Source organism: Loktanella fryxellensis, assembly GCF_900110065.1.
GTDB lineage: Bacteria > Pseudomonadota > Alphaproteobacteria > Rhodobacterales > Rhodobacteraceae > Loktanella > Loktanella fryxellensis.
In genome coordinates, this window is sequence record NZ_FOCI01000001.1 from 176492 (window position 1) to 188962 (window position 12471).

Annotated in this window: 9 protein-coding genes; 3 read left to right on the forward strand and 6 right to left on the reverse strand. The window is 67.3% G+C overall.

What is annotated here, in order from left to right; all coding sequences use genetic code 11:
- Window positions 1-28: 28 nt before the first annotated feature.
- Both BMX16_RS00895 and BMX16_RS00900 read right to left on the reverse strand, forming a co-directional pair.
- Window positions 29-826, reverse strand: coding sequence for an HpcH/HpaI aldolase family protein (locus BMX16_RS00895; protein ID WP_089897732.1), 798 nt, complete (start codon window positions 824-826; stop codon window positions 29-31).
- Window positions 827-829: 3 nt separating this feature from the next.
- Window positions 830-2479, reverse strand: a complete 1650-nt coding sequence (locus BMX16_RS00900; RefSeq protein ID WP_089897734.1) for an alpha-amylase family glycosyl hydrolase — start codon at window positions 2477-2479, stop codon at window positions 830-832.
- Window positions 2480-2619: 140 nt separating this feature from the next.
- Between BMX16_RS00900 and BMX16_RS00905 the strand changes: the two genes are divergently transcribed.
- Both BMX16_RS00905 and BMX16_RS00910 read left to right on the forward strand, forming a co-directional pair.
- Window positions 2620-3951, forward strand: a complete 1332-nt coding sequence (locus BMX16_RS00905) for a GH1 family beta-glucosidase (protein WP_089897735.1) — start codon at window positions 2620-2622, stop codon at window positions 3949-3951.
- Window positions 3948-4937: a glucokinase gene (locus BMX16_RS00910; RefSeq protein ID WP_089897738.1), complete on the forward strand. Its 990-nt coding sequence runs from the start codon at window positions 3948-3950 to the stop codon at window positions 4935-4937. The genes BMX16_RS00905 and BMX16_RS00910 overlap by 4 nt, the downstream gene beginning before the upstream one ends.
- A 387-nt stretch (window positions 4938-5324) precedes the next feature.
- On the opposite strand, the gene BMX16_RS00915 is transcribed toward BMX16_RS00910, so the two are convergent.
- The 3 genes from BMX16_RS00915 to guaB all read right to left on the reverse strand — a co-directional run bounded on the left by BMX16_RS00915 (window position 5325) and on the right by guaB (window position 10422).
- Window positions 5325-7679, reverse strand: coding sequence for an ATP-binding protein (locus BMX16_RS00915; RefSeq protein ID WP_089897740.1), 2355 nt, complete (start codon window positions 7677-7679; stop codon window positions 5325-5327).
- A 120-nt stretch (window positions 7680-7799) separates the two neighbouring features.
- Complete coding sequence (locus tag BMX16_RS00920) at window positions 7800-8966, reverse strand: RsmB/NOP family class I SAM-dependent RNA methyltransferase (RefSeq protein ID WP_089897742.1); 1167 nt, start codon at window positions 8964-8966, stop codon at window positions 7800-7802.
- 4 nt (window positions 8967-8970) lie between these two features.
- Complete coding sequence (gene guaB / locus BMX16_RS00925; protein WP_089898296.1) at window positions 8971-10422, reverse strand: IMP dehydrogenase; 1452 nt, start codon at window positions 10420-10422, stop codon at window positions 8971-8973.
- Window positions 10423-10632: 210 nt separating this feature from the next.
- On the opposite strand from guaB, the gene BMX16_RS00930 reads away from it, so the two are divergent.
- Window positions 10633-11313: a hypothetical protein gene (locus BMX16_RS00930; protein ID WP_143057975.1), complete on the forward strand. Its 681-nt coding sequence runs from the start codon at window positions 10633-10635 to the stop codon at window positions 11311-11313.
- 661 nt (window positions 11314-11974) lie between these two features.
- Here BMX16_RS00930 and BMX16_RS00935 read toward each other — a convergent pair.
- Entirely contained in the window at window positions 11975-12205 is a 231-nt protein-coding gene (locus BMX16_RS00935; RefSeq protein WP_089897746.1) for a hypothetical protein, read from the reverse strand.
- Window positions 12206-12471: the final 266 nt, after the last annotated feature.

Consider the following 12471-nt stretch of genomic DNA (forward strand, 5'->3'; position numbering starts at 1 on the left):
CCCGCCAACTGGCAAGGCAAGCCTTGCGTCAGGGCCCGGACAGTTTGCCACCCACCCCGGCGCCACGCGATTGCAGCGCCAGCGCGCGCAACGCTTTTGCCAGCACCGCGATGTCGCCGCCAACCCCCAGAAACTCCACCCCCATGCCGCGATAGCGCGCGATGCGGTCGGGGTTGAATGTCAGCACACCGGCGAATTTGCCCGCCGCATGGGTGCGTGCGATGATATGGTCGATGGCTTCGTCCACCTCCGGGTGTTCCAATTGTCCGACAAAGCCCATGTCGGCGGACAGGTCGGCGGGGCCGATGAACACGCCGTCCACGCCGTCCACCGCCGCGATGGCGTCGATGTTGTCCAGTGCGGCGCGGCTTTCGGCCTGCACGATCAGGCAGGCATTGGCGTTGGCCTGATGCACATAGCCCGTCACGGCGCCGAAGCGTGACGCCCGCGCCATCGCAGCCCCCATGCCGCGATGGCCGTGCGGCGGATAACGCATGGCGCTGGCCATCAGGGTCGCCGTGGCGGCGTCATGGACCAGCGGCACCAGCACCGCCGCCGCCCCCAGATCGAGGGCCTGTTTCACCATCCAGTCAGCGGCGGCGGGAATCCGGATCACCGCCGCCGTGGGCGTCGATGCCAGCGCCTGCACGACCGGCAGCATGTCGGGCAGGCTCTGGGGGCTGTGTTCACCGTCGATCAGGCACCAGTCGAACCCCGCCTGCCCCGCCAGTTCCGCGATCAGCGTCGATGCGCTCGACAGCCACAGGCCGGTCAGCACCTCGCCCGCCTGCAACCGCTGCTTGAGGGTGTTGGGTGCCAGATCCATCGCTCAGCGTCCCGTGCGGTCGAGGGCGAAGCACGCCTGCCACGGCCCCAGATGCAGCCAGCCATCCTCGTTCACCGTGGCGCTGCCCAACTCCTGCCCGATGGACCGCCAGTCGCCCTGCGGCATCCGGTAGCTGCTGGGGCTGTCGGACACGTTGAACACGCAGAACAGCTTTTCCGTCGCACTCTCGCGCGTGAAATAGATCACGTCGCCGTCGGATTTCAGGCCGTCGTGGACCCCGGTGCGCAGTGCGGCGTGGCTGTGGCGGAACCCGATCGCCTTGCGATAGTGGTGCAGCAAGGCGGAGGGGTCGGTTTCCTGCTGCATCACCGCCAGATCGTGGTGTGCGTGATCGACCGGCAGCCACGTGCGCGCGGCGGTGGAAAAGCCCGCGTTCTGCGCGGTCGCGTCCCAGACCATCGGCGTGCGGCAGCCGTCGCGGCCCTTGAACTCGGGCCAGAATTCCTTGCCGTAGGGGTCCTGCAGGTCCTCGAACCGCACGTCCGCCTCCGGCAGACCCAACTCCTCGCCCTGATAGACGCAGACCGACCCACGCAGCGCCATGATGAGGGTCACGAACATCCGCTGCGCCCCGGTCGACAGGTTCCAGCGGGTCGCGTGGCGCGTCACGTCGTGGTTGGAAAACGCCCAGCAGGCCCAGCCGTCGGCGGCGACGCGGTCCACGTCCTCCATCACCTCGACGATGCGGGCGGCTGTGGGTTGCGTGTCCGACAGGAACTCGAACGCATAGCACATCTGCATCAGGTCGTCGCCACGGGTGTACTGCCCCATGATCTCGAGGCCCCGCTGCGCATCGCCCACCTCGCCCACTGCGGCGGCGCCGTAGGGTTGCATCACGGCACGGAACTTGCGCAGGAAATCAAGGTTTTCCGGGCGGTTCTTGTCGTAGATATGTTCCTGATGGTTATAGGGGTTCACCGCAGGCGCGATGTTGGCGTTCCGCCGCTCGGGTGCCAGCGGGGGATTGTCGCGCAGGTCCGCATCACAGGTATAGAAGTTGATGGTGTCCAGACGGAAGCCGTCCACGCCCCGGTGCAGCCAGAACCGCGCCACGTCCAGCAACGCCTCGTGCACCTCCGGGTTGTGAAAGTTCAGGTCCGGCTGGCTGGTCAGGAAGTTGTGCTGGTAATACTGCTCGCGCCGCGGCGACCACTGCCAGCCGCTGCCGCCAAAGATCGACAGCCAGTTGTTGGGCGGCGTGCCATCCGGCTTGGGGTCGGCCCACGTGTACCAGTCAGCCTTCGGATTGGTGCGGTCCTGCACGCTTTCGCGGAACCACGGGTGCTGATCGGAGGTGTGCGACAGCACGAGGTCGATCATCACCCGGATGCCGAACTGATGCGCGCTGTCGATCACCGCATCGAAATCGGCCAGCGTGCCGAACATCGGATCCACGTCGCAATAATCGCTGACGTCATAGCCGAAATCCTTCATCGGCGACGTGAAGAACGGCGAGATCCAGATCGCATCGACACCAAGAGAGGCGATGTAGGGCATCCGGTTCACGACGCCCAGCAGGTCGCCGATCCCGTCGCCGTTGCTGTCCTGATAGCTGCGCGGATAGATCTGATAGATCACGGCGCCGCGCCACCAGTCGGGGTTGGCGATATTGTCGATCTTGCTGGTGCTCATGCTCACGGTCCTTGGCGGAATGGGTTGCCATTTGCTACGCCGCCGGCCCCCTGAACACAACCGGTGGGCGGCTGGCGCGGTCTTGTCATTCGGCCGCCTATCGGCAACTGATGGCGCAACAAGACCGAAAGGAATGACCCATGAAACTCGGCCGCAGCGACTTTCCGCAAGGCTTCCTGTTCGGCGCCGCCACCGCTGCCTACCAGATCGAAGGGTCGTCCTTCGGCGGCGCGGGGTCCACCCACTGGGACACCTTCGCCAAGGGCCCCGGCAACGTCATCCGGGCCGAAGATGGGGCCATCGCCTGCGACCACTACAACCGGATGGACGCGGATCTCGACCTGCTGGCGGATGCGGGCATGGACGCCTACCGCTTTTCCACCAGCTGGGCGCGGGTGCTGCCCGAGGGGCGAGGTCCGGTCAATCAAGAGGGCCTCGATTTCTACGACCGCCTCGTGGACGGCTGCCTGTCCCGTGGGCTGAAGCCGTTCCAGACGCTCTATCACTGGGAAATGCCGTCAGCATTGGCCGATCTGGGCGGCTGGACCAATCCGGACGTGGCCGACTGGATGGCCGACTATGCCGAGGTCATCACCAAACGCATCGGCGACCGGGTCCATTCCATCGCGACCATCAACGAAAGCTGGTGCGTGGCGTATCTCTCGCACTTCCTGGGCCACCATGCGCCAGGCCTGCGCGACATCCGCGCCGCCGCCCGCGCCATGCACCACGTGAACAAGGCCCACGGCCGCACCATGACACGCCTGCGCGATCTGGGCATGCAGAACTGCGGCATCGTCCTGAACTTCGAGGCGACCGAGGCCGCCAGCGACAGCGCCGCCGACCGCACCGCCGCCACAATGCAGGACGCCACCCACAACCGCTGGTTCATCGAGGCGATCACCAAGGGCACCTACCCCGCCGATGCGCTGGACGGGCTCGCGCCCCACATGCCACGCGGCTGGCAGGACGACATGGCCGAGATCAGCCAACCCATCGATTTTCTGGGCGTGAACTACTACACCCGCGGCCTCGTCGCCGCCGACCCAGAGGCAGCCTGGCCACACACCAAACCCGTCACCGGCCCCCGCGACAAGACCCAGATGGGCTGGGAGATCTATCCCGAAGGGTTGGAGCGGACCCTGACCCGCATGGCGCGCGACTACGTCGGCGACCTGCCGCTGTTCGTCACGGAAAACGGCATGGCCTGGCCCGATGCGGTCGGTGTGGATGACGACGCCCGCATCGCCTTCATTGACGACCACATGCAGGCGATGCACCGGGCCATCGCAGGTGGCGCGAACTTGCAGGGCTTCTTCTACTGGTCGCTGATGGACAACTACGAATGGGCGTTCGGCTATGAAAAGCGCTTCGGCCTTGTCCATGTCGATTTCGATACGCTGGACCGGACCCCGAAAGCGTCCTATCACGCCCTGAAATCGGCCATCGCCCCGCGAAGGAACGCGCCATGACCACAAGCTTTTCCCTGCCTGCCGCCAATACCTACAGCCTTGTGGCCGATATCGGTGGCACCAACACACGCGTCGCATTGGCCGTCGGGCCCCAGGTGCTGGCCGAAACCGTGCGCCGCTATCGCAACGAATCCTTTCCGGGGCTGGAATCGGTGATCACCCAATACGACACCGACATGGGGGGCATCGACTGCATGGCCGCCTGCGTCGCCGTCGCAGGGCCCGTGCGCGACGGCCGGGCCACGATGACCAACCTCGACTGGACCATCGACAAGGACACGCTGGCCCGCGCGACCCGGTCAGAGACGACGGCGATCCTGAACGACCTGCAGGCGCAGGGTCATGCCCTCGGATTTCTGGCGTCGGACCACGTGCTGCCGATCCTGAGCGGGCCCGACGCACCCGGTCACGCGGCGATGCTGGTGATCGGCGTCGGCACCGGGTTCAACGCGGCCCCGGTGTTCGACACCGCGGCAGGTCGTCTTGTCCCGCCATCGGAAAGCGGTCACGCCAATCTGCCAATCCGCACAGAGCAGGAATTGCGCCTGTGCCAGTTCGTCTCCAACGCGCACGGCTTTCCGGCGATCGAGGACGTGCTGTCGGGCCGCGGACTGGAACGCGTCTATGCCTTTCTCGGGCAGGAGGAGGGCGACCCCCGCGAGGCCCGTGCACAGGACATCATGTCGGCCCTTGGCGATGGATCCGACCCCCGCGCCGTCGCCGCGGCGCAGATCTTTGCCCGCGTTCTGGGCACCGTCGCGGGCAATCTGGCGCTGATCCAACTGCCCTTCGGCGGCGTCTATCTGGTGGGCGGCGTTGCCCGCGCCTTCGCGCCCTACCTCAATCAGTACGGCTTTGGCGAGGCGTTCCGCGACAAGGGCCGCTTTGCCGGTTTCATGGGTAACTTCGCGGTATCGGTGGTCGACGACGACTATGCGGCGCTGACCGGATCGGCGGCGCATCTGGTCGCACTCGCCGCCGACTGAGGCGCATGGGCGCGGCGGGGACAAGAGTGGGGTCCGTTCCGTGCGCCGCATGGCGCACGCCACCCGCGGCGCTGCACGAAAGGTCCTGCGTCCCATGCATGCAGGTGACGGATCCTTTCTGGACCGTGGGCACCGACGCACAGTGGCAGACACATCCACCCGCTATGCAACGTGCCACGGCATCGCCGCGCCATTCCGACAGGGCGGCAAGCGGTCCACTGTATCTGCGCGCTTCGCCAACGGTCCAGCACGCTGCCCGTGGCAAGCCGGCCGGGTCAATCACCAAGCTGGCGCATCACCGGCCGGCACACTGATATCGTACGCCGCCATGCACCCAGACATCGCGCATCACGCCGCCTTCAGGGTGAACCCACCCAGCAGCCTGCCTCAGGACAGCTGTTCCTGCACGGTCATCGTCAACTCGTTCAGCGAAAACGGCTTTGGCAGGAATACCGCATTCGCGATCCGGTCGTTGTCGTTTGCAAAGGCATCCTCGGAGTAGCCGGAGACGAAGATCACCTTCGTGCCCGGACGGTCGATCAAGGCCTCGCGGACCCATGTCGGGCCGTCCTTGCCGGGCATGATGACGTCGGTGACGAAGATATCGACGTGCAGCTCGGGGTCGGTCAGCAGGTCCAGCGCGCCCTCCGCGCAATCCGCCTCGAGCACGGTATATCCCCGCAGCCGCAGGGCCCGCGACGCAAAGGCGCGCACCGGCGCCTCGTCCTCGACCAGCAAGACGACACCGTCGCCATGTCGCGCGACCGACGCCGCCTGCGTGGTTGCAACGACGGGGGTTTCACCGACGGGCAGCGCATAGTGCGGAAACAGCAACTCGAACTCCGTGCCGACGCCGACCTGCGAATGGGCAAAGATGTAGCCGCCGGTCTGCTTGACGATCCCGTACACCGTGGACAGGCCCAGCCCCGTCCCCTCGCCCGGCCGCTTGGTGGTCCAGAACGGCTCGAAGATCTTGTGCAGGCGGTCGGCCGGAATGCCGCAGCCTTCGTCCTCGACCCGGACCACGACGTAATCGCCGGCCGGAATGGTGACCTGATCGCGCATCTCGGGATGTACGAGGGTGCGGTTCTCGGTCTTGATGCGGATCTCGCCGCCCATCGGCATGGCGTCGCGCGCATTGACGACCAGGTTCATCATCACCTGTTCCAACTGCCGCTTGTCGGCCTTGATCGCCCCCAGGTCCGGGTCGTGATCAAGCTCCAGCGACACCTTCTCTCCGACAAGACGGTTCAGCAAATGGGTCAGGTCGGACAGCGTGTCGCGCAGGTCGATACGCTCGGGTTGCAGGTTCTGCTTGCGCGAGAACGCAAGCAGTTGCCCGACGAGCCCGGCGGCGCGGTTGGCGTTCTGATGGATCTGGATCAGGTCGCCGTAATCGTGGTCGCCCTGATCGTGGCGCAGCAGCAGCAGGTCGCAATGGCCGGAAATCGCCGTCAGCAGGTTGTTGAAATCATGGGCCACGCCACCGGCGAGCTGGCCGATCGCCTGCATCTTCTGGCTTTGCACGAATTGCGCCTCGAGGGTCTTGAGCTCTGTCACGTCGTTCAGCACCGCGATCAGATGCCGCCCCTCGGGTCCATCGGCGGTGTTCAGCGTCACCTGCACAAAGGTTTCCTGACCGTCGCCGCGTCCGCGCAGGAACTGGCTGCCGTGCCCGCATTGACCATTGATCGATTCGCGGACCCAGTCGCTGATCGGTCGCCCCAGCCCGTCCAGTACGTCCTGCACCCTGCGTTCCTGCGTGGTGGACAGCCCCAGCAACATCCGCGCCTCGCGGTTGGACGCGGTGATCGTGCCGTCCTCGACGATCTTCAGCAGCGGGACCGGCAGATCCTCGATCGCGTGCCAGCCGGCGGCCAGCGCGGGCGGGCCGTTGCGCCCCCCCTCGGGCTTGCCCGGCGGCAGCAGATAGATCTCGCGCCGGCCTGCAGCACCGTCGACCACGCCGGTCAGCATCGTGCAGGGCCCCTGCGGGGTCGCGATATCGCGCAACTGCCCGCTGGCGACAGGGTCGGTGCCGAAGATGTCGGTCAGCGACTTGGGCCGCTGTCCCAGCAATTTGCGGAACGCCTCGTTCAGATACAGGATCGCGTCGGTCGGTCCTGCCGTCAGCATCGGCAGCGTCAGGTGATCGGCGGCGCGCCCGTCGGTGCGCAATCCGGGCCTGCCGATTTCGTCCAGGCGCCACAGCTGCCGGTCGGGCCCCAGCAACATCAGCGACATGCGGAACTGCCCCGCGCGGGTGATGATGTCCTCGCGCGCGATCCCGCCCGCCTCGGCCCGGGCCTGCAGGCGGAACAGCACCGCTTCGGGGTTGGCGAGGATGCGACCGAACGCCGTCGCCACATGCCGGTCGGCGGTCTGGCCGAACCGGTCCTGTGCCACCGGATTGGCATAAAGGATGCCGCCGTCCGCATCGGTCAGAAACGCCGCATCCGCATCCTGCTGCAACAGCGTCTGCACTGCGTCGAACGTATCCGGTGCCGTCCCATGGGGCGCGGCACCCGCGGCACCCGGATCAACACCCTCGCGCCGGCGCCATTGCATCACGCAGGCCGCCAGCAACAGCACCGCCGATCCGCCTGTCGCCACCGCCGGCAGGACCGGACCCGCAGCGAAAAGGGCTGCCGCGCCAAAGGCGGCGGACCCGGTCAGCAACACCCAGAACCCCAGCGGCTGCGCCGTCTGCAGACCCGCCCTGACGGGTCGCAAGGCATCCATCTTTGCGTCACCTGTCTGCACGTTGGCCGTCACGCTGCCTCGCTCCGCTTGTGTGTATCAAGGGGTAGTGCGAAGCCGTCAACAACTTGTTAACGCGGCCCGAAGCCACGCAGCCGGCATTCAGGGGGCGCGCAGCAGCGCCATGAAGAAACCGTCGTGGTCCGGCGTCGGCAACAGGCGCAGACCGCCGTCGCGCCGCCAGCCCGGATGGCCCGCCAGAAAGGCGTCCACGACGGCGTCGTTCTCTGCCTCGAGGATCGAACATGTGGCATAGGCCAGCGCGCCGCCCGGTGCCACGCAGGCCGCACCTGCCGCGATGACATGGGCCTGCGTGATGGTCAGCCGGTCCAGGTCGTCGGGCGTCAGGCGCAGCTTTGCATCCGGCGTGCGCCGCCACGTGCCGCTGCCCGAACAGGGCGCATCGCAGACCACCAGATCAAAGGGTGCGGCGCGCGCCACCTCTGCCGTGGTCAGCTTTCGCACGTCGACACCCGCACGGGCACTGCGCGGAACGATGTCTGCCATGCGGCGCGGGTCGATGTCATGGGCCCAGACGGGGCCGCGCAACCGGTCGGCCAGCGCCAGCGCCTTGCCGCCGCCACCGGCGCAATAGTCCAGCACGCGGTCGCCCGGCGCCACCGGCAACGCCGCGATCATGCGCTGCGAGGCGGTGTCCTGCACCTCGACCAGACCGTCGCGATATGCGGTGCTGGCGGCGACGCGGCGGGGATTTTCCGTGACCCGCAGGGCGGTCGCGACATCGCCGACGGGTTGGGTCGCCACACCGTCGGCGCCCAGGCTGGCCTGCGCGCCGGCCACCGTGCCACGCGACAGGTTCACGCGCAGGAACACGTCCGCCCGACGTTGCAGCACCTGCGCCACCGCCAGCGCGTCCGTGCCGAGGGACGCGTGCCACACCGGCCACAGCCAGTCCGGCAGGTTCGCCGCCTGCGCGGGTGTCAGGTCCTGCACCGCCACCGTCGCGTCCTCTGCCGTCAACGCGGCCGGGGCATGGCCCCCACTGCCGAATACGGTGGCAGGTTCCGGCCCGTCGCGCCGCAGCAGGCCCAGCACCAGCGCACGGCCCGTCTCGCCGCCGCCAAGGGCCGCCAGCGTGCGCCGGGCGCGCAGCACGTCATAGACATGATCGCGCACCGCAGCCCGGTCGCCGGAGCCTGCAAAGCGGTTGCTCCGCCCCCAGTTGGTCAGCGCCCGTTCCGCAGGTTCGCCCGCCACGATGGCATCGAGCACCGCGATGGCGGCGGCATAGCGTGCGGCCGGCATCACGGGATCAGCCGCCGACGCGGTAATTCGGGCTTTCGCGTGTGATCTGCACGTCGTGCACGTGGCTTTCGCGCAGACCCGCCCCCGTGATCTTCACGAAGGTGCAATTGGCGCGCATTTCGGCGATGGTGGCGTTGCCGGTATAGCCCATCGCGGCCCGCAGACCGCCGACCAGCTGATGCACCACGGCAGAGGCGCTGCCCTTGTAGGGCACCTGACCTTCGACGCCTTCGGGCACCAGCTTGTCGCTCGCTGCATCCTTTTGAAAGTAACGGTCCGCGGACCCGCGCGCCATGGCGCCGAGGCTGCCCATCCCGCGATAGGATTTGAACGACCGGCCCTGATACAGGATCACCTCGCCGGGGGATTCGTCAGTGCCCGCGATCATGCTGCCGACCATCGCGCAGGACGCCCCCGCCGCGATCGCCTTGGCGAAATCGCCGGAAAACTTGATGCCGCCGTCCGCGATCACCGGCACGTCGCCTGCGGCGGCGGCGCAATCCATCACGGCGGTCAGTTGCGGCACGCCCACACCCGCGACCATGCGCGTCGTGCAGATCGACCCGGGGCCGATCCCCACCTTCACCGCATCCGCGCCGGCGCCGATCAGGGCGCGGGTCGCCTCTCCTGTCGCCACGTTGCCCGCGACGACCTGCACCTCGTTCGAGAGCGCCTTGATGCGTTCCACCGCGCGCGCCACGCCGTCGGAATGGCCGTGGGCGGTGTCGACCACGATCATGTCCACGCCCGCCTCGATCAGCGCCTGAGACCGCTCGAACCCCGCGTCGCCGACGCCGGTGGCGGCACCGACCCGCAGGCGGCCCAGATGATCCTTGCAGGCGGCAGGGTTCAGCACGGCCTGTTCGCTGTCCTTCAGCGTCAGCAGGCCGGTCAGCTTGCCCTTGCCGTCGGTGATCAGCAGCTTTTCGATCCGGCGGGCCTGCATCAGGCTGCGGGCCTCGTCCAGATCGGCGGGTTCCTGCATTATCGCGAGGTTGTCGGAGGTCATCATCACGCTGACGGGTGTTCTGTCGTCGGTGGCGAACCGCATATCGCGGTTCGTCACGATGCCCACGACCAGCCCCTTGTCGTTCACCACGGGAAAGCCCGTGACGCGGTAGCGGTCCATCAGCACGCGCGCGTCGGCCAGCGTCTGGTCCGGCGTCAGCGTGACGGGGTTGTAGACGGTGCCGGATATGAATCGTTTCACCTGCCGGATTTCCCGCGCCTGTTCGGCGATGTCGAGGTTCTTGTGCACGATGCCCATGCCGCCCGCTTGCGCCATGGCGATGGCCATGCGCCCTTCGGTCACGGTATCCATCGCGCTGGACAGCAGCGGGATGTTCATGGCGATGCTGCGCGTGACGAACGTGCGGGTGTCTGCGGTGCTGGGCAGCACGCTGGACGCTGCCGGCACCAAAAGCACGTCGTCAAAGGTCAAGGCCTCGCGAATCTCGATCACGGTCTTTCCCTTCGCTGTCTCTGTTGCGTTGCGCTATTGCATGAATGGCAGGCGGGAAAAAGGCCGAAACGCGTTGCACGTTGGGTGCGCCGGTGCAGGGCGCCTCCGCGCAGGGCACGCAGCACCGTCGCTTGCGCGCAAGCGGCGATGCACGCAAAAGGCGGCATGTCAGATGACCGCCCCTCCCTGCCACCAGCGGGTCCACCAGTGCCGACAGCATCAATGCCCCGGTCGCGGATCCGGGTCTGGGCGATGCTGGCGCTGCGGTTGCTGATCCTCGCGGCGCTGGTGGCCGGAGGACTGGCGCTGGTCGGATGGATGCAGGGCCACGTCGCCGATCTGGAGGCGGCGGCCCAGCGGCGCACACTGACCAGCCTCGTGATCGTGGCCATGGTGGCCTATGCCCTGATCATCGCGATCCCCTTCATTCCGGGAATCGAGATCGCGGTGGCGCTGATGGTGATGGCAGGGCCGGTGGTCGCCCCCTTCGTGTGGATCGCCACGGTGCTGGGCCTGATGCTGGCCTATCTGGCGGGACGGTGGATCGCACTTGGCTGGCTGGCGGGTCTGCTGACGGACCTGCGGCTGCACCGGGCGGCAGGTCTGGTCTGCGGCATCGCGCAAGAGGCGCCGGAGGCGCGCCTGGCCGCCCTGGCCCGCCGTCTGCCGCGCGGGTTGGCGCCGCTCGCCACGCGCTACCGCTATGGTCTGATCGCGCTGCTGCTGAACGTGCCCGGCAACATCGCGCTCGGCGGCGGCGGCGGCATCCTGCTGGGGGCCGGTGTCAGCCGTCTGTTCACGCCGGGCCGGACGCTGCTGACGATCGCCCTTGCGACGGCACCGGTGCCGCTGGCGGTGTGGCTTTGGGGCGCGGGTCTGCTGACATGACCGGACCGGGCTGCCCCGGTCGCTTCAGGCCGCGCTATTGAATGACCAGCATCGGGCGCGATTTCGCGCTCGACGGCGATGAAATCCATGGCCGCCAAGGTCCTGGCTATGCACGACATTTCACGAAAAACTGATGCAGATGCAGGCCTTGGCCACTGTTTAGGGGCCACGGCGACGAGTGATCCCGTCATGGATCAGGGGTTGTCCCATGTCTCGCATCACGCGCGTCCTGCAGCGCGGTCTCATCGCCGTCACGCTTGCCCTGTCGTCCCACGTCGCCACCACAGCGGCGGCGCAGCCGCAGTCACAGATCGTCGGAAACGATCGTGGTGGGGTTGTGGCGATGCGCGCGCGGTCAACGACCTGCGTATGATCGGTCATACGGTCGAGATCAGGGGCAAGATCTGCTATTCGACCTGCATTCTGTATCCGGGCACACCAAACGTGTGCATCAGCCCTACGGCGACCCTCGGGTTTCACGGCCCCGGCCGCAGTGGCCAGCCGCTGTCCGCCGCCCAGTTCGAGGCGTGGTCCAAGGTCATGGCGGGCGGCTGTTCGCCCGCCCTGCAACAGCGGTTCGTGTCGGGACGCTCTGTCATCGACGACATCTACAGCATGTCCGGTAGCCAGCCTGCCGCATTCGGCTATCGGACGTGCCAGATCAGTTGGAGGTGCTGTTGGCCGCGCCGCCGCCGGCCGCCACGGCCGCCACGGCCGCAACCGCGGCAATCGCAACCGCCGGCCCGAGACCGCCGATCAACGGCACTACTGCAGTTGCAGCCGTCGTCAGACAGGTCCCGGTGATCTGGGCGTCGGCCGTCAACACGGCCGTCGCGACGCCGAATTCGCACATGCCCGGGGCTTTTGCAGCCGCCGCGGCCGCTTCGTCCATGAGCAGCGGGATTTCGGTGTCGCTGTCCTATGCCCCAGGGGCGGATGGCATCGCGGCGCAAGAAGCCGCAGCAATCAATGTCTCTATCTGATCGCCGGTCCTCGTTTCGATATCGTGCCTTGCCCGAAGCTTTGTGTCAGGACGACCCTCGTTGGGCCGGTCGGCCAGCCGCCTGCGCATCCATATGGCGTGGTGCCGCCATGCGATCCGACAGCCTGTCGTCCGGACACTTCGGCCACGTCACGCACGGATCGCAAGCGGCATTG

Bases quoted from the DNA above. Each gene is read 5' to 3' on its own strand.
- BMX16_RS00895 (WP_089897732.1), bottom strand. From the start codon at position 826: ATGGATCTGGCACCCAACACCCTCAAGCAGCGGTTGCAGGCGGGCGAG.
- BMX16_RS00900 (WP_089897734.1), bottom strand. From the start codon at position 2,479: ATGAGCACCAGCAAGATCGACAATATCGCCAACCCCGACTGGTGGCGC.
- BMX16_RS00905 (WP_089897735.1), top strand. From the start codon at position 2,620: ATGAAACTCGGCCGCAGCGACTTTCCGCAAGGCTTCCTGTTCGGCGCC.
- BMX16_RS00910 (WP_089897738.1), top strand. From the start codon at position 3,948: ATGACCACAAGCTTTTCCCTGCCTGCCGCCAATACCTACAGCCTTGTG.
- BMX16_RS00915 (WP_089897740.1), bottom strand. From the start codon at position 7,679: ATGGATGCCTTGCGACCCGTCAGGGCGGGTCTGCAGACGGCGCAGCCG.
- BMX16_RS00935 (WP_089897746.1), bottom strand. From the start codon at position 12,205: ATGGACGAAGCGGCCGCGGCGGCTGCAAAAGCCCCGGGCATGTGCGAA.